The sequence below is a fragment of the Aequorivita soesokkakensis genome (assembly GCF_001641085.1).
GTDB classification, from domain to species: domain Bacteria; phylum Bacteroidota; class Bacteroidia; order Flavobacteriales; family Flavobacteriaceae; genus Aequorivita; species Aequorivita soesokkakensis.
This window is the reverse complement of record NZ_LXIE01000023.1, coordinates 190,711-211,374: the sequence shown is the minus strand read 5'-3', so window position 1 is coordinate 211,374 and position 20,664 is coordinate 190,711. Positions and strand designations below refer to the sequence as shown.

General features: G+C 38.6%; 18 protein-coding genes. 7 read left to right on the top strand and 11 right to left on the bottom strand.

The annotated features are described in order from the left end of the window. Nucleotides 1-5: 5 nt before the first annotated feature. The 3 genes from A7A78_RS09580 to trhO form a co-directional block, all read right to left on the bottom strand. Nucleotides 6-491: a gliding motility lipoprotein GldH gene (locus A7A78_RS09580; RefSeq protein ID WP_068762231.1), complete on the bottom strand. Its 486-nt coding sequence runs from the start codon at nt 489-491 to the stop codon at nt 6-8. Continuing rightward, nucleotides 484-1,740 carry a PSP1 domain-containing protein gene (locus A7A78_RS09575; RefSeq protein ID WP_068762230.1) on the bottom strand — a complete coding sequence of 419 codons (1,257 nt, stop codon included), beginning with the start codon at nt 1,738-1,740 and terminating at the stop codon, nt 484-486. The genes A7A78_RS09580 and A7A78_RS09575 overlap by 8 nt, the downstream gene beginning before the upstream one ends. 211 nt (nt 1,741-1,951) lie before the next feature. Then, nucleotides 1,952-3,007, bottom strand: coding sequence for an oxygen-dependent tRNA uridine(34) hydroxylase TrhO (gene trhO, locus A7A78_RS09570; protein WP_068762280.1), 1,056 nt, complete (start codon nt 3,005-3,007; stop codon nt 1,952-1,954). A 199-nt stretch (nt 3,008-3,206) separates the two neighbouring features. Between trhO and recA the strand changes: the two genes are divergently transcribed. From recA to A7A78_RS09555, 3 genes are all read left to right on the top strand, one after another. Then, nucleotides 3,207-4,214, top strand: a complete 1,008-nt coding sequence (recA, locus tag A7A78_RS09565; RefSeq protein WP_068762229.1) for a recombinase RecA — start codon at nt 3,207-3,209, stop codon at nt 4,212-4,214. A 127-nt stretch (nt 4,215-4,341) separates the two neighbouring features. Further along, nucleotides 4,342-4,881, top strand: a complete 540-nt coding sequence (locus A7A78_RS09560; RefSeq protein WP_068762228.1) for an RNA polymerase sigma factor — start codon at nt 4,342-4,344, stop codon at nt 4,879-4,881. Between the two features lie 61 nt (nt 4,882-4,942). Further along, nucleotides 4,943-6,526: an outer membrane beta-barrel protein gene (locus A7A78_RS09555; protein WP_068762227.1), complete on the top strand. Its 1,584-nt coding sequence runs from the start codon at nt 4,943-4,945 to the stop codon at nt 6,524-6,526. A 99-nt stretch (nt 6,527-6,625) separates the two neighbouring features. Here the strand turns inward: A7A78_RS09555 and A7A78_RS09550 are convergent, their stop codons facing one another. Next, nucleotides 6,626-7,366: a lysophospholipid acyltransferase family protein gene (locus A7A78_RS09550; protein WP_068762226.1), complete on the bottom strand. Its 741-nt coding sequence runs from the start codon at nt 7,364-7,366 to the stop codon at nt 6,626-6,628. Between the two features lie 75 nt (nt 7,367-7,441). Here A7A78_RS09550 and trpS point away from each other — a divergent pair, with 75 nt between their 5' ends. Next, nucleotides 7,442-8,410 carry a tryptophan--tRNA ligase gene (gene trpS / locus A7A78_RS09545; protein WP_068762225.1) on the top strand — a complete coding sequence of 323 codons (969 nt, stop codon included), beginning with the start codon at nt 7,442-7,444 and terminating at the stop codon, nt 8,408-8,410. On the opposite strand, the gene dprA is transcribed toward trpS, so the two are convergent. Then, on the bottom strand, nt 8,407-9,510 hold the full coding sequence (gene dprA / locus A7A78_RS09540) for a DNA-processing protein DprA (protein ID WP_068762279.1): 1,104 nt from the start codon (nt 9,508-9,510) through the stop codon (nt 8,407-8,409). The two genes, trpS and dprA, sit on opposite strands and share 4 nt — an antisense overlap. Nucleotides 9,511-9,621: 111 nt before the next feature. On the opposite strand from dprA, the gene A7A78_RS09535 reads away from it, so the two are divergent. The 3 genes from A7A78_RS09535 to A7A78_RS09525 all read left to right on the top strand — a co-directional run bounded on the left by A7A78_RS09535 (nt 9,622) and on the right by A7A78_RS09525 (nt 14,100). Continuing rightward, nucleotides 9,622-10,560 (top strand): HU domain-containing protein, encoded by a 939-nt coding sequence (locus A7A78_RS09535; RefSeq protein ID WP_068762224.1) that lies wholly within the window; start codon nt 9,622-9,624, stop codon nt 10,558-10,560. Between the two features lie 122 nt (nt 10,561-10,682). Continuing rightward, nucleotides 10,683-11,192, top strand: a complete 510-nt coding sequence (locus A7A78_RS09530) for an acyl-CoA thioesterase (protein ID WP_068762223.1) — start codon at nt 10,683-10,685, stop codon at nt 11,190-11,192. A gap of 184 nt (nt 11,193-11,376) precedes the next feature. Next, a complete protein-coding gene (locus A7A78_RS09525) occupies nt 11,377-14,100 on the top strand; it encodes a S8 family serine peptidase (protein WP_068762222.1) in 2,724 nt (907 codons plus the stop codon). A 49-nt stretch (nt 14,101-14,149) separates the two neighbouring features. Here A7A78_RS09525 and A7A78_RS09520 read toward each other — a convergent pair whose 3' ends face one another. From A7A78_RS09520 to A7A78_RS09495, 6 genes are all read right to left on the bottom strand, one after another. Beyond that, on the bottom strand, nt 14,150-15,451 hold the full coding sequence (locus A7A78_RS09520; RefSeq protein ID WP_068762221.1) for a murein hydrolase activator EnvC family protein: 1,302 nt from the start codon (nt 15,449-15,451) through the stop codon (nt 14,150-14,152). Then, nucleotides 15,452-16,216 carry a lipoprotein insertase outer membrane protein LolB1 gene (gene lolB1 / locus A7A78_RS09515; RefSeq protein WP_068762220.1) on the bottom strand — a complete coding sequence of 255 codons (765 nt, stop codon included), beginning with the start codon at nt 16,214-16,216 and terminating at the stop codon, nt 15,452-15,454. A gap of 5 nt (nt 16,217-16,221) precedes the next feature. After that, nucleotides 16,222-17,598, bottom strand: coding sequence for a tetratricopeptide repeat protein (locus A7A78_RS09510; protein WP_068762219.1), 1,377 nt, complete (start codon nt 17,596-17,598; stop codon nt 16,222-16,224). A 79-nt stretch (nt 17,599-17,677) separates the two neighbouring features. Further along, nucleotides 17,678-18,694, bottom strand: a complete 1,017-nt coding sequence (locus A7A78_RS09505; protein WP_068762218.1) for a sugar phosphate nucleotidyltransferase — start codon at nt 18,692-18,694, stop codon at nt 17,678-17,680. Between the two features lie 48 nt (nt 18,695-18,742). Next, nucleotides 18,743-19,177 carry a dUTP diphosphatase gene (gene dut / locus A7A78_RS09500; RefSeq protein WP_068762217.1) on the bottom strand — a complete coding sequence of 145 codons (435 nt, stop codon included), beginning with the start codon at nt 19,175-19,177 and terminating at the stop codon, nt 18,743-18,745. Nucleotides 19,178-19,182: 5 nt separating this feature from the next. Continuing rightward, nucleotides 19,183-20,637: an oligosaccharide flippase family protein gene (locus A7A78_RS09495; protein ID WP_068762216.1), complete on the bottom strand. Its 1,455-nt coding sequence runs from the start codon at nt 20,635-20,637 to the stop codon at nt 19,183-19,185. Nucleotides 20,638-20,664 lie beyond the last annotated feature (27 nt).

Here is a 20,664-nt window from a genome sequence, read left to right as displayed (position 1 = left end):
AATTTTTACTGTTTGGAGGCTTCTTCAACGCTGAAACCAACATCTGTAATACCTTCGAGTTTTGTAACGCCTTCCACCTCGCCATTATTGCGCATTGCTTGGGCAATTGTTATGGTATAAATACCGTCTTCAAAAAAACTGACGTGTTCTTTGTAAAATAACTTATTTTCCTTTACATCACCAATTCCCTGGCCCATCCATGAACCATCCGGATTTGCCATTCGGTATTCAAGTGTGTCGGTTACTGTTTTGCCGTGCGGAAAATTCATTGAAACAATCAAAAACAGATTGTTGAACTTGTATTCGTTTGTATTTCTAATATTTAAAAAGAGATTGTATTTTTTAATAGAATCCAACTCTGGGAGTTTAAATTCCACTACTTCCTCAGCGCCCCAAAACCCGTCCATAGCACGTGTTTCGCTAAAAACCGTATTGGATTCGCAGGATGTGAATATTCCAATTAACAAAAAAAATGCCAGTACTTTATTCATTCTTCGGCGGCTTTCTATTTCTGTTTTGATTCCCGGATTTGTTCCTCGACTTTTTTGGAGCATTGCCCTTCGGGTTATTTTTAGGAGCATTTCCAGCCGTAGCTTCAACTTTGCCTTTATTTCGGTTTTTATTTCTGCGTTTTTTGTTTTTTTGTTTTGGTTGGTCAAAACGGGTCAAACTGTCTTGGCCAACAACGTTGCTGAACGGCTCCTTTTCTGGTTTTGGAGTTTCAATTATATATTCCTCCAGCGCCATTGGCTTTTTGCCTTTTGTGTTCAAAGCTATTATTTCATTGGCTTTTTCAGCGGTAAGCTCGTGCCAATTCATAAATTCCTTTTCGTAGGCATACCAAAGCAAGCCTTTAAAAATGTCTATTTTTTGGCAGGTTGCATATCCTTTTTCGGTCTGTAGTTTGGTTTCTGTATTTGGAAATGATTCCAAAGCCTCCAAATAGGTATCCAATTCATAATTTAAGCAACATTTCAACTTTCCACATTGCCCAGCAAGTTTTTGCGGATTCAAGGAAAGTTGCTGATAGCGCGCTGCGGAAGTATTCACCGAACGAAAATCCGTAAGCCAAGTAGAACAGCAAAGTTCGCGGCCACAACTGCCAATCCCACCCAAACGTGCCGCTTCCTGCCGGAAACCAACCTGTTTCATTTCAATACGGGTATTGAAGGTGCGGGCAAATTCCTTTATCAATTCACGGAAATCTACACGCTCTTCAGCCGTGTAATAGAAAATAACTTTTGAAGCATCGCCCTGAAATTCCACATCGCTAATCTTCATTTGAAGCCCCAAACGAATAGCGATTTCACGGGAACGTTTTTGCACATCAGCCTCTTTATCGCGTACGCCCTGCCAAATGTCTATATCTTTTTGGGAAGCTTTTCGGTATATTTTGGGCAAAGCCTCCACTTTTACTGGAATTTTTTTCTTTTTCATTTGAACCCTAACGAGTTCGCCTGTTAAAGTAACCATACCAATGTCATGCCCTGGCGAAGCTTCGGTAGCAATTGTATCGCCTATACTTAAAGTAAGATTTTCAGAATTTTGGAAGAATTCTTTCCTTCCGTTTTTAAAGCGCACTTCCACCGCATTGAAGGGTTCCATATCGGCAGGAAGTTGCATATTTGAAAGCCAGTCAAACACCGTTAATTTGTTGCAGCCATCGGTTCCGCAAGTACCATTGTTCTTGCATCCCTTTGGCTGTCCGTCGGCGCCTGTGGCACAGCTGGTACAGCCCATAAATTTTATATATAAAGCCCTTTTCAAAACGAAGAGGGACGAAAATTAAACAAACAATTTAATCAGTAAAGATACCAATAATTAATTATGAATGCGGAATTCAAAATTCGGAATTTTTAAATCAAGAATCGAATATCATATTTAGAAGTGCCTAAAGTTGAAAGTGCGCTAAAGTTAAAAGTTCTTCCCCAGACTCAAAACCATAAATTTGCTAATTCCCCCTTTGGGGGCTAGGGGGCCTTTTAAACTTCAGCTTCTCCGAACGCCCTTTCTTAAAAATCTTGTTACTATTCGGAATGCCTTGGCGTAGGCGTTTCTGCTCTTCGTATGGCAAGTGGATTATTTCAATACACTCCTCGCTACAGCAGTTTTCCATGGCCACGGCACATTTCTCACATTGAATAAACAGCAAATGGCAAGCTTCGTTTGCACAATTGGTATGCGTATCGCAAGCTTCGCCACATTGGTGGCAGTGGCTTATTACCACGTCGGTAATACGTTCGCCACGGCGATGGTCAAAAACAAAATTCTTCCCCAAAAATTTATTTTCCAGGCCTAAATTCTCAACCTGTCTGGCATATTCAATAATACCGCCCTCAAGCTGAAACACATTCTTAAAACCCTTGTGTTTATAGTATGCGCTGGCCTTTTCACAACGTATGCCGCCCGTGCAGTACATAACCAGCTTCTTGTCTTCTTTATGGTCTTTTAAATCTGCTTCTATAATATCCAGCGAATCCCGAAACGTATCAACGTCTGGTGTAACGGCGTTTTTGAAATGGCCGATTTCACTTTCATAATGGTTTCGCATATCTACCAAAACCACGTTTGGATCTTCAATAAGTTCGTTGAATTTCATCGCATCAACGTGAATTCCTTTGTTTGTAACGTCAAAAGTTTCATCATTCAAACCATCCGCCACAATTTTATCGCGCACTTTTACTTTCAGTTTTAGGAAGGATTTCAAATCCTGTTCAATGGCAATGTTCAAGCGAACGTCTTTCAGAAAATAAATCCCGTCCAGAAATTCCTTAAATTCCATAAAACGCTTTGCTGGAACTGAAAGTTGGGCGTTAATGCCCTCGTGGGCAACATAAATACGCCCCAAGACATCCTGCTCATGCCAAGCGATAAACAAATGATTTCGGAAAAGATGCGGATTGCCAATCTTGGCATATTGATAAAAAGAAAGGGTAAGCCGTTCCTCGCCGGCCTGTTCCAAAAGTGTTTCCCTCTCTTTTGCACTTAATTTATTGTACAGTTGCATGCTATACTTTTTTAGGTGAAAAGAATCGATTTTAATAGATTCGGCAAAAATAATCATTATATTTATTGTTAACAAAAATCGTTTCTCCCCATATTTTACTTTTGTCCCAAGCACAAAGAAATAGTATCTTAGCATACTCATCCACCAAAGCATTTTTTTGCGGAGGAGGATTAAAATTCCATCATAAAAAATACTGAAAATGAGCACTGAAAAAGACGCAAAACTAAAAGCTTTAAAGCTAACTTTAGATAAACTTGACAAAACCTACGGTAAGGGAACCGTAATGAAAATGGGCGATAGCGCCGTGGAAGATGTAGATGTAATTCCAACAGGTTCGCTTGGTTTGGATGTTGCTCTCGGCGTGGGCGGTTATCCGAGGGGAAGAGTAATTGAAATTTACGGTCCGGAATCTTCGGGTAAAACAACCCTAACACTTCACGCAATTGCAGAAGCCCAAAAAAAGGGAGGAATCGCTGCTTTTATTGATGCAGAACATGCTTTTGATAGAGGCTATGCCGAAAAACTGGGCGTTGACATTGAAAACCTTATCATTTCACAACCTGATAATGGGGAACAGGCTTTGGAAATCGCCGATAACCTAATCCGAAGTGGTGCCATTGACATTGTGATCATTGACTCCGTTGCCGCATTAACGCCAAAAAGCGAAATAGAAGGCGAAATGGGTGATAGCAAAATGGGTCTGCATGCGCGATTAATGAGTCAGGCTTTGCGAAAACTTACAGGTTCCATCAGCAAAACAAAATGTACAGTAATCTTCATTAACCAGTTGCGTGAAAAAATTGGAGTGATGTTCGGAAACCCAGAAACCACAACGGGTGGGAACGCTTTGAAATTTTACGCTTCGGTACGATTGGATATTCGCCGTTCCACACAAATAAAAGATACCGATAGCAACGCGACCGGAAACAAAACCCGGGTTAAAGTGGTGAAAAACAAAGTTGCGCCGCCTTTCAAACAAGTGGAATTTGATATTATGTATGGCGAAGGAATCTCCAAAGTTGGTGAAATAATAGACCTCGGCGTTGATTTCGAAATTATTAAAAAAGCTGGTTCTTGGTTCAGCTATGACGATACAAAACTCGGGCAAGGGCGCGATGCCGTTAAGGCACTTCTTCTGGACAACCCAGAATTAATGGACGAACTGGAAAAGAAAATTAAGGATGCAATTGTTGCTATAAGTAAATAATTTTCAGCCAACCACGCAACCCTTTTGATACAGTGGTATCTACAAAATGTAGGAACCTTGATTATTACGGTTGCCCTCTACAATAAAGGAGGTATTTACAACGGAACAATAATTCACGGTACCGCATTTGACTTTAGACGAGCTCATCATACAATGTAAGAAGCAGGATGCAAAGGCACAGGGCGAATTGTACACACAGTACAGCAGGATTTTATTCGCCATTTGCCTTCGATATTCTCCTAATTATGCAGAAGCAGAAGACAACCTGCAAGATGCGTTTCTTACTATTTTTAAAAAAGTTGAGCAGTATAATGGCAAAGGTTCTTTTGAAGGCTGGATGAAACGGATTACCGTGAACACCGTCCTTCAGAAATACAGAAAACAGCGCACCTTTGAAATTGTTGATGAAGGACAGATTGAAGATGGGGAAGATGATTCTGAAATTGAAAGCGAGGAAATTCCACTGGATTTTTTGCTGAAAATTGTGCAGGAACTTCCGGATAGATACAGATTGGTTTTCAGTATGTACGTGATGGACGGCTATCAACACAAAGAGATAGCAGAAATGTTAGGAATCAGCGATGGAACGTCTAAATCAAACCTGGCCCGTGCCAGAATGATTTTGAAAAATAAAATTGAAGAGTATAATGCAAAAAATAACACTTAATAGCATTATTTGATTATTTAGATTGAACAAAAGAACCCCTGCTCTTTGCGGGGGATTCCCAATGAAAGAAAAGAAAAACATAGACAACATTTTTAACGAAGGCTTCAAAAATTTTGAGGCCACACCTTCGCCGCGCGTTTGGGAAAATATCCAATCAGAGCTGAAAAAGGAGAAAAAAGAACGCAAGGTTATTCCACTTTGGATAAAACTTGGCGGCGTTGCCGCGCTGATCGCTATTTTGCTTTCAGTGGGCAATTGGGTTTATAACCCTACAGATATTGGAACGCCTTCAATAACTGATGAAAATGTTATAAAAACAGAAAAAAACCAACAAGAAACTAATTCTGAAATAGTAAAAGAAGCAAATGAAACACAAGTTGCTTCGGAAGAAAAAACGCTTCAGAGTGATGCGGTTCAGAATTCTGAAATTTCCCAAAGCAATTCTTCAAAAAATAAAGGAGAAACAAAAATTTCGAATAAATCCTCAAATAAAAGTTTAATTAATTCTTCCGAAAAAGAAAACCGCACCATAATTGCTTCAAACAATTCTGAGAAGAAAAATTCAAACGACAAAACAAACGCCAATGCCAACTTCTTGGAAAAAAACATTTCAAAAAATGATTTGAAGGAAGATGTTGCAGTCTCAAAAAATAATTCCGAAAAAATAAATTCAGACAAAAACGCAAAAGAAGCAACCGAAAATTTCCTGAAAAAGGACAAAGATATTTTCGACAAAAACCCACAAGGTAAAGAAGGCATTGCCATAAACGATAAAACTGTAAAGGAAAGCACTGAAAAAAATTCAGTAAAAACCGACACGGAAGTAGCCCAGGAATCACAAAACAAAAAATCAATCTTTGATGCAATTGCTGAAGAGAAAAAAGAGGATGTGGCTACTGAAAAAACAAAAAAACAAAAACCCGAACATCGCTGGAATGTGGCGCCCAATGTAGCCCCAGTTTATTACAGCAGTCTTGGCAATGGCTCTTCCATAGATCCAAGTTTTGCGGACAATCCACAAAAAGGAGAGGTAAATATGAGTTATGGTGTGCAAGTTAGCTATGCTTTGAACAACCGTTTAAGCGTTCGCACCGGAGTTAATAATGTAGATTTAAGTTATAGCACTTCCGGTATTGAAGTTGGTACGGGTCCCGTAGCTGTGGCTTTACGCTCTGTAGATTACGGCTCTAGGCAAGTAGTTGTTACCGCTGCCGATAAAGGCTCTTTTGCGAATGCAAGTCCTTCCAATGGTTTTGGTGATATTATGCCAAAATCAACTCAGGGAGATGCGCGGCTTATTCAAAATATCAATTATTACGAAGTGCCCGTAGAACTTAAATACGCTGTAATTAACAACAAATTTGGCGTTAATTTAATTGGAGGTGTGAGTACTTTACTTTTGGGCAACAATGAAATTTCAGTAAAAGCAGATAATTATAATACCGTGCTGGGAGATGCCAACAATCTTTCTTCGGTAAGTTTTTCAACTAACGTCGGGCTGGGATTGGACTATAAACTGTCCAAAAAATTTACGTTTAATATTGAGCCAATGTTTAAATACCAGCTCAACCCATATACAGATTCTTCTGTAAGCTTCAAGCCATACTACTTGGGAGTTTACAGTGGATTTAGTTTCAAGTTTTAGGTTAGTTTTTAGTTGGATGTGTTTGATATACTTCAAACAAAATGATTGCCAAAAACCGTTCTTTCGCCATAGGACGGTTTTTTTTATTCAAAAAAAATTTCAAACCGTTGGAGCAAGCAATTCATTCAAAATTACTTCCCTTGTTTCTTTTTTCAATTCCTTTCTGCTATCCAAAGTCAAGGTTGCGGTTGGTATAAGTTTGTGGACTTTTACCCGCATTTTGCCGGGGCCACCAATGAAGAAAGAATATGGAAACCGTTTTTTATTATCGTGAAAGGTCATTGGGGCAATAGGAATTTGATGTTCAATAGAAAGACGAAAAGCGCCGTCCTTAAATTCATCCAACAAAATAGAAAGATCATCCGGCACGCCACCTTCGGGGAAAATACAGACGCTTAAACCTTCATTTAAACGAATTTCTGCTCTTCGGAAAGCTTCAACGCGACTTTTCGTGTTTCCGCGATCCACCAAAATACAGGTGCGCTTATAAATATATCCGAACAGAGGAATCTTCGCCAATTCCTTTTTTCCGACGAAAACAAAAGGGTTTTTAGTTGCATAAAACATCAACATAATATCCGTCATTGACGTGTGGTTGGCAACAAACATATAACTTCTGCCCTTTTCATACTGTATGTCACGTTTTATGATGGGGTAACAACCAATTCCATAAATTATTAATGCAGACCAAGTTCGAGCTACTTTGAAGAAAAATGGATACCAAGAATGTTTCAAAATACTTATCAGCAGAAAAGGAAAAAGCAGAATAGTAGCAATTGCTACAATGATATAAAACCAAATACGGTAAAAGGTGGTAAAAATGTAATTAAATATTTTCATCGAGTTTCAAAAGTAACAATTTGAACGATGCGAATAAATCAAAAAAAGTACCTTTGCTGAAAATTTTTTAAAACAATGTCCAGAATACTCACAGGAATACAAAGTACAGGCACGCCACACTTAGGAAATATTTTAGGCGCAATCGTTCCAGCCATTGAAATGGCAAACGATTCTAAAAATGATTCTTTCCTTTTTATTGCAGACATGCACTCGTTAACGCAGATAAAAAATGCGGAAATACTTCGCGCAAATACTTATAGCGTTGCCGCAACATGGTTGGCTTTTGGGCTGGATATTGAGCGGGTGGTCTTCTATCGTCAAAGCGATGTGCCACAAACTGCAGAGCTTACTTGGTATTTAAGCTGCTTTTTCCCTTTTCAGCGGTTGACATTGGCGCATTCCTTTAAAGACAAGGCAGACCGCCTGGAAGATGTAAATGCTGGACTTTTTACCTATCCAATGCTTATGGCGGCTGATATTCTTTTGTACGATGCCGAAATTGTGCCCGTGGGAAAAGACCAAATGCAACATATTGAAATTACGCGCGATGTAGCTTCCCGTTTTCATGCGCAGATGGGCGAGACTTTTGTGTTGCCCGTTGGAAAGGTACAGGAAGAAACGATGTATGTTCCGGGAACTGATGGTACTAAAATGAGCAAATCGAAAGGAAATTTCATCAATATATTTTTGAATGACAAACAACTTAGGAAACAGGTAATGACTATTGAAACGGACAGCACTCCGCTGGAAGAACCAAAGAATCCTGATACTTGCAATGTATTTGGACTCTATAAATTATTAGGTTCCAAAGAAGAAGTTTCACAAATGCGAAAAAATTACGAAGGTGGAAACTATGGTTACGGTCACGCCAAGCAAGCCTTGTTTGAATTGTTAACAGAAAAGTTTTCCGAAGAACGCACTCGCTATCATTATTTTATGGAAAACCTTCCAGAAATAGATGCTGCACTCGCTACGGGAGCCGAAAAGGCCAGAAAGGTTGCAGATGGAGTTTTAAAAAGAGTTCGAGAAAAAGTAGGTTATTAAACTAACTGAAACAATTTTCCGGGTAAAGGCCGAACAACTCCTTTCAATTCCATATTCATTAAAATGCTGGCGGTTTTATAGGCTGGAATGTTACATTCCAAAGCGATGATGTCTAAAAGTTCTTTTTCCTTTTCCTTTAAAAAACGGAATACTACTTTTTCTTCTTCATCCAATTCCACAAAAAGTTGGGTTTGTTTTGGTTTTTGAGCTTCTTTAAGCTCCCAATCCAACATATAAATTATATCTGCAGCGCTGGTTAGCAATTGAGCTTTTTGCTGTTTTATCAAATTATTGCAACCGCGACTTTGACTATCGGTGGCCCTTCCGGGGACTGCAAAAACTTCTCTGTTATAAGAGTTCGCAATATCTGCAGTTACCAAACTTCCGCCTTTCTCTGCGGATTCTATAACGATAGTAGCTTCGGAAAGCCCCGCGATTATTCGGTTTCTTTTTAGAAAATTATTTCTATCGAAGGCATCATTGCTCCAAAATTCTGTAATAAAACCGCCATTCTCCTCAATTTTGGCAACGTATTTTTTATGGTCTTTGGGGTACATTTGATTTAATCCATGCGCCAAACAAGCTATGTTTTGCAAGTTGTTTTCTATTGCAGCTTTGTGTGCACAAATATCAACCCCATAAGCCAGACCCGAGACTATAACAGGGTTTAATGGCGAAAGTTCCTCAATTAAATTTTGGCAAAAAGCATTGCCGTAACTCGTAATTTTTCGGGTGCCCACGATGCTTATTATTTTCTTTCCAACTAAATCTATATTCCCGCGATGGAAAAAAAGAATTGGGCCATCTATGCAATGTTTCAGTTTTTCGGGATACGTTTTATCTTTGAAGTAGCTATATTCAATGTTGTTTTTCTCGATAAATTCCAATTCGGCATCGGCTTCCTCCAATTGTTGTTTCAGATTTATTTCCTTTAATCGCAGCAGTCCGATACCATCAATTTTGGCGAGATTGCTTTTTTTCTCATTGAAAATAGCTTCCGCAGAACCCATTTTCCGAAGCAATTTTTTTGTTGAAATATCCCCTAAATTTGGAATTCGCTGTAAAGCAAGTGTATAGCGCAGTTCGTTTTTTGAAAGCATGGTCTTAAAAATTAAAACCGGGGAGAACATTAAAAATACAACATTTTAAGTTGTTAATAAATTCCAAAAACAAAAATTGGATAGCCCTCAAAAAAGGCTAACTTTGTTTTTATGCAACTTACAACCTACATAGCAGACCTGCTTTACCGATACGAATGTGTGATTATTCCTGGTTTTGGCGCATTTCTTACGCGTTATAAATCTGCACATATTGACGATGCCACAAACACTTTCAACCCGCCTTCAAAAATTGTTTCTTTCAATAAACAATTGCAGGCCAATGATGGTTTGTTTGCAAATTATGTGGCTTCGGTTGAAAAATGTAGTTATGAAACTGCGTTGCAACAAATACGGAAATTCACTGCTGAAATTTCAACTGCGCTTTCTGAAGGGAAGACTATTTCTTTTAAAAATATAGGTGATTTTTCATTGAACGAAGAGAAATCACTTCAGTTTGAACCATTCCACCAACAAAATTTCAGCACCTCGGCATTTGGGCTTGCTTCTTTCGTTTCACCAAAAATAAGCCGTGAGGTTTACAAAGAAACCGTTGAAGCTTTGGAAGATAAAGCTCCAATAATTTTCACCCCAAAAAGAAAAGAAGCAAAACCCTATCTTAAATATGCCGCAATAGCCGTTATTGCCCTTTCTGCGATAGGTTTTGGAAGTTTGAAGCTTTATGAAAACCAAGTTCAGCAATTCAATTATGCGGAACGGCAAAAGGCAAACTCGCTTGTTGAAAACCAAATTCAGGAAGCAACTTTCGTAATAGAAAATCCGCTTCCGGTGCTCAGTCTTCAACTTCCGAAGCATACCGGAATGTACCATATTGTTGCGGGAGCTTACCGCGAAGAAGCCAATGCCGATAAAAAAATGCAACAATTGCGCGATAAAGGATTTTTACCTTTAAAAATGGAACCTACCCGTTACGGTCTTCACCAAGTTTTATATGCAAGTTTTGCAGACCGTTTGGAAGCGCAACAAAAACTTCACGAAATCCAAAGGACCGAGAATGCTGATGCGTGGTTGTTGGTACAGGATATTCAGTAATTAGTTTTCAGTAGTCAGTACGCAGTATTCAGTAAACAGAAAGTTGTTTAAAAAACTCTGAATTTTCTTTTTTCTCTTTTCTTTTTCCCAACTTGGGTATCTTTGCAAAAAAATAATTCAAAATGCAATCCAAAACACCCCAACAATCCTTAACCATTTATACAGATATGGTGCTGCCAAGCGAAACCAACCCCATCGGCAATATGTTTGGCGGGGAACTTCTTGCAAGAATGGACCGGGCTGCAAGTATAGCCGCGCGTCGCCACAGCAGAAGAATTGTTGTTACCGCTTCCGTAAACCACGTGGCCTTTAACAAGATGATTCCTTTGGGAAGTGTTGTGACCGTTGAAGCAAAGGTTTCAAGAGCATTTAAAAGTTCTATGGAAGTTTATATGGATGTTTTTATTGAAGACCGTGAAAGTGGGGAGAGAAGCCTTTCCAATGAAGCTATATATACTTTTGTAGCCGTTGATGAAATGGGAAACCCAGTTAGGGTTCCAGAGATTGTTCCGGAAACAGAGCTTGAGAAAAAACGATTTGTAGCTGCACTTCGCAGAAAACAATTGAGCTTAGTTCTTGCTGGAAAGATGAAACCCAATGACGCTACTGAATTAAAGGCTTTGTTTCAATAAATATAGTTTATTCTTTCTAAAATATTGATTTACTGATTCTTCCCAAAAGATGGATTTTTGTTAAATTTCCTTTTTTTCGTTTTTAAATAACTTGTTTATGGATTCAAATAAATATATTTGAGAAGATATGACGGTGTTTTATGCCGTTTTTTTTAACCCATAACCCATCTAAAACAAGTCAATTATGGCAAAAATTACTTTCTCAAAAATTAAAATCTTTTCGTTTTTGACGCTTATGTTAGTTTTTTCACTAACGTTTGCGCAAAATTCAAATGACATCCGTTTTCAGGGTGAAACTTATGAAATGCCTGAAAACATTGCAACTTTTCAGTGGAATCAAATGCCTGAATCTGCTAGACTGAATAATGGCTATGTTGGCTGGATTCAATTTTACGAAACCCCAACACAACAGGTTCAGGATTTGTTTAAACAGAACAATTTGCAATTATTGGAATATATTCCACACCAAACTTATCTGTTTTATTTTCCAGAGAACACTTCCATCACCTTGCTAAAAAACAACGGGGTGCGCACCATTGTTCCGGTTGATGGCAATGCAAAACTTTCGGCAAAATTAAAAAGCGGCGATTATGATTATTGGGCAATGAACGGCGACAATATTTTGGTAACGCTTCAATACCATAAAAATGTTACAGATACTTATGCCATTAATGAATTAGGCAGGCAACAAATAATAGTAAAGCAAAATTACAAGGAACAGCATATATTGGATCTTTCCATTCCAAACAATTGCTTGGAAACGCTTTCAAATCTTTCTTTTGTTAAATGGGTTGATCTTGTTGTAGCTCCAGCTGTACCTGATGATACTCGAGGAAGAAGTCTTCACAGAGCCAATAGTTTAGATACACAAACAGGGGCAGGTAGAAATTATACAGGCGAAGGTATTGGGGTAATGGTTCGCGATGACGGCCGCGTAGGGCCACATATTGATTTTGAAGGAAGACTGACAAACCTTACCAATGTTGCGAACCAATCCCACGGCGATGGTGTTGCCGGAATTATGGCAGGAGCAGGAAATTTAATTCCTTCAAACAGAGGTATGGCTGCGGGCTCAGATGTATATGTTGTTAATTATCAAAGTAACTTTTTGGATAATCCAACCCTAAATTTGATTAATGATGGCTCTGTTCAAATAACAAATTCTTCCTATAGCAATGGTTGCAACGACGGTTATACCAGCATTACAAGAACAGTGGACCAACAAACATTGGATACACCTACATTGCTTCATGTTTTTTCGGCCGGAAATTCAAACGGAAGTAATTGTGGCTACGGTGCAGGAACCCAATGGGGAAATATTACCGGAGGCCATAAACAAGGTAAAAATGTTATTGCAACTGCTAATGTATTTTTTGATGGATCTTTGGTAACCTCTAGTAGCCGTGGGCCAGCTCACGATGGAAGGATAAAGCCAGACATCGCTGCAAATGGTCAAAACCAAATTTCAACCAATGAAAACAATACCTATCAAACCTTCGGAGGTACTTCTGGCGCAGCTCCGGGCATTGCTGGAATTTCGGCACAGCTCTATCAGGCTTATGGAGATTTGCACGGGGGCGATTTTCCTCCTTCGGCCTTAATAAAAGCAACCCTTTTGAATACTGCAAATGAAGCAGGAAATGTGGGCCCCGATTACAAATTTGGATGGGGAATAGTGAATGCTCTTCAAGCCGTAAAACTTATTGAAGATGGCCGTTATCTTTCTGATGAAGTTTCACAAGGCAACACAAACACTCATACCATCAACGTTCCCTCTGGAACTACCCAAGTTCGTTTTATGGTTTATTGGAGCGATCAAGCTGCGTCACCTGGAGCAGATCCAGCTTTGGTAAACGATTTGGATTTGGTTGTAACCGATCCTTCAAGCAATACGTATGAGCCATGGATTCTTGACCCAACTCCAGATCCAGTAACGCTTAATAATCCTGCAACCAATGGCCCAGACCATTTAAATAATGTGGAGCAAGTTTTAATAAACGATCCAGCAGTAGGTAATTATGAATTAGATATTACTGGCTTCAACGTCCCCGTTGGACCACAGGAATATTACATTGTTTATGAACTTATTTCTGAACATGTTGTAATGACGTATCCAAATGGAGGCGAACACTTCCAACCATTTATAGCGGAAACAATTCATTGGGACGAAGTAAATACCACAGACGATTTTGTTTTGGAATATTCCAATAACAATGGAAGCAGCTGGAACAACATTACAACTGTGCCAAACGATACTCACTTTTACACTTGGAGCGTTCCGGATGAAGTGGGTGGAAATTTGCTCATTAGAGTAACCAGTGGCTCTTTTCAAGATGTTAGTGATGCAACTTTTAATATTGCCAGAAGTCCGCTTGTGATTAATGTTATTCAAGTTTGTGAAGATTCTGCCACTTTTGAATGGAGTGACATAGATGATGCAGATTCGTATGATTTGTATATGTTAGGCGAAAAATATATGGAAGTAGTTGGAACTTCAAGCACCAACTCTATAACAGTTCCAATTACAAATCCTGATGACCCAATGTGGTTTGCCGTAAGTGCAAAAAATGATACAGAAGGATGGGAAGGTGAACGTAACCGAGCCAAGTTTTACGCAGGAGGCATTTTAGATTGCTTGATAGGTGTTTCTGAAAATGAATTTGACAATGCTTTGTCGTTATATCCAAATCCCGCTACCAGCGAAGTTTATATTAGTCTTTCAGACAAAACATACAGTAATTTTGATATAACTATCGCCAACAGTTTAGGACAAGTGTTACAAAACAAAACAAATATTGATAACACTTCCATTGCAACGATAAACGTTTCAAACTATGCCTCTGGAATTTATTTTGTAACTATAAAAGCAGGTGAAAGTATTGCAACTAAAAAATTGGTAATTCAATAAATTTTAAAATTTTTTAAAATGAAAAGGGAGCTGTTGTGGCTCCCTTTTTTTACATTCTATAAATCCAATCTGCCGGATTTATTTTTGTCTTGTTTTGATAAATATAGAATTTCAAAACTGTCTTTCCTTCCGTTGGGCTTTTTGCCACAGTTCCTATATTTTGTTTGGTAGAAACCTTATCGCCTGTTTTCACTGAAACAGTAGCCAAGTTACTGTACACTGAAATATAATCTCCATGTTGGATTAGAACAACTTTATTGGCTCCTTTTATAACTTGAATTGACAAAACCTGCCCTTCAAAAATGGCGCGCACGGCAGCATTGTCTGCAGTAGCTATTTCCACCCCGCTACTATTTGTAGTAACATTAGGAAATTGCGGATGTTGGTGGGTTCCAAAACTTTTTATAACCATTCCTTTTTCAACTGGCCAAGGTAGTTTTCCTTTATTGCTTGTAAAGCTGGCCGCAAGGGCTTTATCTTCAGCCGTCATTGCAAACTCTTCCTTAGAGGCTGGTTTTGTTATTTCGTTTTTAGTAGTTGTGGCAGTATTGTTTGTTGTATTATTCGCGTTTGCCTTCGCTTCTGCTAAAGCTTTTTCCCGAGCTATTCTGTTTGCTTCTTCAATAGCTGCCTTAATCAATGCATCTATCTGTCGGTCTATTTTGTCAGCCTCTTTTTGTTTGTCCCTTATTTGGGTTGTAAACTTGCCTTCATCTTTCTTTAAGGTTGCCACCAACGCTTGCTGATCTTTCCGTTCTTCAGTCAAGTTGGTTTTGGCCAGTTCATTTTCAGCAATCAATTTTTGTTTTGTCTTTTTCTGTGCAATTAAATCTGAATTGAGTTTTTGCAATTCCTCGGTTTTAGCTTTAATGCCCTCTCCCTGCTTTTTTCGGAACTTGGCATATTGCTTCATATATTGAACGCGCTTGTAAGCCTGTAGAAAATTCTGTGAAGACAACAAAAACATAACCCGGCTCTGTTGACTTTTACTTTTGTATGATTTGCGGATCATTTCGGCATAATCCGCTTTCATTACTTTCAGTTCTTCGCGAAGACTGCTAATTTTAGTAATATTATCGTTTATATTTCTGCTAAGCAGGTTTGCTTGCTGATTGGTAACGCGGATTAAATTTTCAGTTGCACTAATGCGCTGATTCAAGTCTTCAACTTGCGAAAGCACAGATTTTTCCTCCTTTTTTGTTTTGAAGAGAAGCGAGTTTATCTGCTTTATTTCTTCCAAAATAGCCTGCCTTTTTTCCTCCAATTCCTTTTGTTTATCCGGTTGGGCAAAAGCGTTTGAAACTGTAACTAAACAGACGAATAAAAAAAGATATGTGCGGAATGGCTTCATTTAATTAAGTTGAATTTCTTCATAACCTGCTGGAATATCAAACGGAAAACTTACGTCCACGTTCAAATCGATTTTTTTATAATTGATTTCAATTTTCGTTTTTGAGCCTTTTTCCGAAGTATCTATCAAAATAGTTGAAGGATAAAACTGGTTTTCAATTTTTTGATAATCGCCGTAGCGAATGCTCAACAAACGGTCATCTTTTGGCTGTGATAACGTTTCTGAAGCAACCTTAAAATTATCGGGGTTCAAAAAAAGCGAATGTATAAAATTTTGCGGTTGTTGCTTCGGCTGTACTTTGAATTTATTCTGAAAAACGGCTGCCGAATATTCCGAAGGATTTAGCGTGAATATAGACTGGCCCAAAAGCATATTCTGTGCCTGCTGGAAGTTTATTGGCGTGCCGATCCATTCTCCCAAAAGTGCAAAATCGCCTTCAAAATAAGTGTTTCCTATGGTTTCGTAATAGCTGACACTCGTTGGGGTAATCAAAACTTTTGCAATAGTAATTCCTAAAATTGATGCTTTTATCCAAATGTTTTTATCCTTTTCCATCCGAAGACTTACGGTAATACTCTGTGATTTTTCATCGGTTTCATAAACCAGTTGCACACGTCCAGCCAAGGTTTTAAAATCAGGGCTTGCGGCTTTGTGCGAAGAAATAACTTCCTTGGCCGAAGCATTTTCAAGATTTGAAATATTTTTGGTGCTTCCGCAGGATGCCAACACCAGTAATAATAGAAAATATAATGATTTCAGTTTCATATTTTTTAGTTCGGCATTTTGGTTGCAGCGGCTTTATCGGCATACATTTTTGCCTTTTTGGAATCCCCTTTTGTTGTGTAAGCAAGACTTAATTGTTGGTAAAAATCATGCTGCATTTTTGGGTCTTCAAGTATAAAATCCAAACCGGTTTCAAGACTTTCAATTGCGACATCGCTTTTTTGAAGTCCGTTGTTGGCCACGCCATTCAGCAAATATAAAAGTGCCTGCGCGGGAAAAATCTCCAAACCGTCGGAACTCAATTTTGCGGCAGCTTCATATTTTTTAAAGTCAATTTGAAACAGCAGTGTGTTCTTCAATAGGTTGTAATTATCTGCGTCTTTTGCAATTCCTTTTTCATAGGCAGCTAATGCGTCTTCTTTTCGATTTTTGGCTGCGTAATAATCGCCCAGTTTTTCATAAATGCGTCCATTTTCAACAGAAAATTGATTTACGATTTCAGCCAAATCTGTTTCATACTGCGGGTTTTCATTCACAAACTGGATGAAATCGCCCAGCACTTTATATTTTGTTTCCTTATCAACTTCTTCCGAAGCAAAAACTATTTTCATGGATTTTATAGCTTCCGAAGCATTGCCTTCATCCAAATAAAACTTGTAAAGCGCCAAATGCACCAACTGCGATTTTGGATTGTTTTTCAGCAAATCCTTAGCAGCGTCAAAAGCTTTTTCTTTGTTACCCTGCTCGCTATAAAGAAAAATTAGGTTTAGGTATTCTTTTTCATTTTTTGGGTTGCTGTCAATCTTTTGTTCCAAGTTTTCAATAGCACCTTCGGTATTTCCGGTAGCGCGGTAAATTTGGGCGCGCAAGGCATTTCGGATATCGCTTTCACCCCAAACATAATCCAATTCATCTAACTGCTCCAAAGCCTTGTCATATTGCTGGGTGAGTGTGTAAAGATTTGCCAAATCCTCTTTGTAATCTTCATCAAAAGGAATGAGTTTTTGAACTAACGGAATGGATTTTTCGTATTCTTTTTGCTGATAATAAAGTTCATAAAATTGCTCCAAAACATCCAACCGATTTCCTTGGCTTTTTAAAACCTTATTGAAATTTTCTTCCGCTTGGGCGTATTCTTTTAAATAGGTGTGGTTTTTGCCCATTTCAAAATATACAACGGCTTTGTTCTCTTCGCTTTTCGCAGCTTTTTCGGCTTTATTTAAAGCAGTTAAGGCCAATTCATAATTTTCGATTGCTTTTTGTTTCAAAGCTTCAAAAAAGTTTTCCTGAAAAGCATCTGTAACCTCACCCAATTGATCCATTGGATTTTGGATAGAATCGCTTTTAATTTCTTGTGCGCAGAGTTGCTTCGGAAGAAGAATTCCGAAGAGAAGAAGAAAAGTATATAAGAGTTTAAATTTCAAACTTAATGTCAGGTCGAGCGCAGTCGAGACCTTTTTGATTTAAAAAACCCCTCGACTGCGCTCGGGGGGACATTTGCTGTTATTTCAATTCAGAATAATCGCCAATGCTCACGTTGGTGAACTTGCCATCAAAAGTAGCATGATTGCCAATCATTGCGTTGTCCAAATTCGCGTTTTTTATTTTTGAATTGGTTTGAATGATACTGTTTTTAACCGTACTATCTTCAATTACCGTGCCTTCGCCAATTGAGGCGTAGGGGCCAATAGTACTGTTTTTTAAAATTACATTTTTACCGATAAAGCAAGGTTCAATAATTTTTGAATTTTCATTATTGATGTTTTCAGCAATTAAAGGGTAATTGGCTTCAGAAAGAAAACCCAACATTTTTTGATTGGTTTCCACGGTAACCTCTTTGTTTCCGCAGTCCATCCATTCATCAACCGTTCCGGTTTTGAAAATTTTTCCAGCGGCCATCATCCTTTTGATTCCGTCGTTAATTTGGTACTCACCACCGTTGATGATGTTATTGTCCAAAACGTATTGCAATTCATTTTTTAATTGCGAAACATCCTTAAAATAGTAAATACCTATAACGGCTTGGTCGCTCACATATTCTTTTGGCTTTTCAACGAGCTCTATTATTTCGTTCTTTTCGTTGAGGTTTACTACGCCATATGCTTCGGGATTTGCAACTTTTTTGGTCCAAATTACGGCGTCCGCTTCTTTATCCAAATCGAAATCTGCACGAATCAAAGTGTCTGCATAAGCAATAACAGCTGGTCCGGAAAGTGAATTCTTTGCACACATAATGGCGTGGCCCGTTCCTTTAGGGTCTAGCTGACGATAAATAGTAGGCTTTGCATTTAAACTTGTTGCAAGTGCTTTTAAACTTTCAACCACATCATCTCCAAAAAAAGCGGGATCGCCGAGAATGAAAGCAATTTCGTCAATATCTTCGTTAAGAACGCCAACAATGTCTTCCACCAAACGGTGAACAATTGGTTTTCCCGCAACGGGAATCAACGGTTTTGGAACTGTAAGTGTATGTGGGCGAAGACGGCTTCCGCGGCCTGCCATTGGGACTATAATCTTCATATTTACGATTGTCGATTAACGATTTTAGATTTTTTTGAATTGCTATTTTTATTTTGTGCCCGTTGAACCAAAACCTCCCGCTCCACGTGAAGTATCGGTTAATTCTTCAACTTCTTCCCAAACGGCGCGTTCGTGTTTTGCGATTATCAATTGTGCAATGCGCTCACCGTGCTCGATAGTGAAATCTTCATTGGAAAGGTTTACCAAAATCACCCCGATTTCTCCGCGATAATCGGCATCAATTGTTCCGGGCGAATTTAAAACTGTGATTCCCTTTTTTGCTGCCAGACCGCTACGGGGACGGACTTGTGCTTCGTAACCAATTGGTAATTCTATAAACAACCCGGTTTTTACGATGGCTCGCTGCAAAGGTTTTAAGGTTGAAGGCCCGTCAACGCAGGCGCGTAAATCCATTCCTGCGGAAGCTATTGTTTCGTAGGAAGGCAATGGGTGGTTTGATTTGTTGATTATTTTAATTGTCATTGAAATTATTTTCGGATGATTTTTAAAAATTCCTTCTTTTCAGAATAGAACATAATTACGGCAAATACAATTAACAACGCAGTTCCTATCAATATATTTCCGTTGAAAGCGTAAAAGGAAATTGCCGAAAAACCAATGGCCAAAAGCAAATACCCGCTTATTTTTTTCGCTTCGTAAGGCACGTCATAATACTTGCGGCCGTAAAGATACGAAAGCACCATCATACTGCCATAGGCGGCAAGCGTTGCGATTGCGGAGCCCATATAACCGATAATTGGGATTAAAACATAGTTGAGCACTAGCGTTACAATTGCTGCGAAAACTGAAATGTAGGCCCCGAACTTTGTACGGTCCGTAACTTTGTACCACACTGAAAGGTTATGGTAAATTCCCAAAAAAAGATTCGCCAAAAGTATCAGCGGAACTATTTTTAAAGCTTCCCAATATTGACTGTTTGGGATTAAAATTCTTTTAAAAACGTCAATATACACAACTACTACCAAAAGAATCAAGCATCCAAAAAGCGTGAAATATTTTGTAATTGTAGCGTAGGTATTTTTTGCGTTTTCGTGACCGGAATGGTTAAAGAAAAACGGTTCAATCCCCAAACGGAAGGCCATTACGAAAAGCGTCATAAACATTCCCAATTTGTAGCAAGCGGAATAAAGCCCAACTTGTGTTTCGGCTACATTTTCGGGCAAAAGATATTTGAGAAGAATCCTGTCAAAAGCTTCGTTTATACTGAAAGCAATTCCTGCAATTAGCACTGGAATGGCATATTTCATCATTTGTTTCCAAATGTTTTTGCTGAAACCGAAACCAATTTTCACATAAAGCGGAAGCAGAACCAAAAGCGTTACGGCACTCGCAATTAAGTTCGCTATGAAAACATAAGCCACTTTATTATCGGGAAACCAAAGGGAATTCCAATAGCTACTGCTTTCGGCAAGTTTCGGAAGCATTAAAAGGAAAAACAGATTAAAGAGAAGATTAATAACTACGTTGAAGATTTTGATAGTAGCATATATCATCGGTTTTTCATTGGCGCGAAACCATACAAAAGGCAACACCACTAAAGCATCCAAAGCTAAAATTAAAAGTCCGTAGGTTACGTATTCGGGCTTAAATTCTGAAACCTCAGCGATATAATTTCTGAAAAGTAAAGTAATTCCCAAGAAAAATAATGTGGAAACCGTGAGCGATGTAAGCGTTGTAGATTGAACGATTTTTTGTTGCGATTTATCTTTTGTAACAAATCTGAAAAACGCCGTTTCCATTCCGTAACTCAGTAAAACATTTCCCAAAATAAGGAAAGCCATAACCGTGGAATAGATTCCATATTCCTCGGGCAACAAGACTTTCACATAAAGCGGTACTAAAATTACCGAGAGCACTCGCGGCAAAACCGTGGCAAGGCCATAAATAAATGTCTGTTTAAAAAGTTTTTTGAAAACGCTCAATGCGGTGCAGTTTTATAGCGCAAAAGT

Excerpts from the sequence above, each read along its gene's own strand:
- A7A78_RS09580 (WP_068762231.1), bottom strand. The coding sequence starts at position 491 with ATGAATAAAGTACTGGCATTTTTTTTGTTAATTGGAATATTCACATCC.
- A7A78_RS09575 (WP_068762230.1), bottom strand. The coding sequence starts at position 1,740 with ATGGGCTGTACCAGCTGTGCCACAGGCGCCGACGGACAGCCAAAGGGA.
- trhO (WP_068762280.1), bottom strand. The coding sequence starts at position 3,007 with ATGCAACTGTACAATAAATTAAGTGCAAAAGAGAGGGAAACACTTTTG.
- recA (WP_068762229.1), top strand. The coding sequence starts at position 3,207 with ATGAGCACTGAAAAAGACGCAAAACTAAAAGCTTTAAAGCTAACTTTA.
- A7A78_RS09555 (WP_068762227.1), top strand. The coding sequence starts at position 4,943 with ATGAAAGAAAAGAAAAACATAGACAACATTTTTAACGAAGGCTTCAAA.
- A7A78_RS09550 (WP_068762226.1), bottom strand. The coding sequence starts at position 7,366 with ATGAAAATATTTAATTACATTTTTACCACCTTTTACCGTATTTGGTTT.
- trpS (WP_068762225.1), top strand. The coding sequence starts at position 7,442 with ATGTCCAGAATACTCACAGGAATACAAAGTACAGGCACGCCACACTTA.
- dprA (WP_068762279.1), bottom strand. The coding sequence starts at position 9,510 with ATGCTTTCAAAAAACGAACTGCGCTATACACTTGCTTTACAGCGAATT.
- A7A78_RS09535 (WP_068762224.1), top strand. The coding sequence starts at position 9,622 with ATGCAACTTACAACCTACATAGCAGACCTGCTTTACCGATACGAATGT.
- A7A78_RS09530 (WP_068762223.1), top strand. The coding sequence starts at position 10,683 with ATGCAATCCAAAACACCCCAACAATCCTTAACCATTTATACAGATATG.
- A7A78_RS09525 (WP_068762222.1), top strand. The coding sequence starts at position 11,377 with ATGGCAAAAATTACTTTCTCAAAAATTAAAATCTTTTCGTTTTTGACG.
- A7A78_RS09520 (WP_068762221.1), bottom strand. The coding sequence starts at position 15,451 with ATGAAGCCATTCCGCACATATCTTTTTTTATTCGTCTGTTTAGTTACA.
- lolB1 (WP_068762220.1), bottom strand. The coding sequence starts at position 16,216 with ATGAAACTGAAATCATTATATTTTCTATTATTACTGGTGTTGGCATCC.
- A7A78_RS09505 (WP_068762218.1), bottom strand. The coding sequence starts at position 18,694 with ATGAAGATTATAGTCCCAATGGCAGGCCGCGGAAGCCGTCTTCGCCCA.
- dut (WP_068762217.1), bottom strand. The coding sequence starts at position 19,177 with ATGACAATTAAAATAATCAACAAATCAAACCACCCATTGCCTTCCTAC.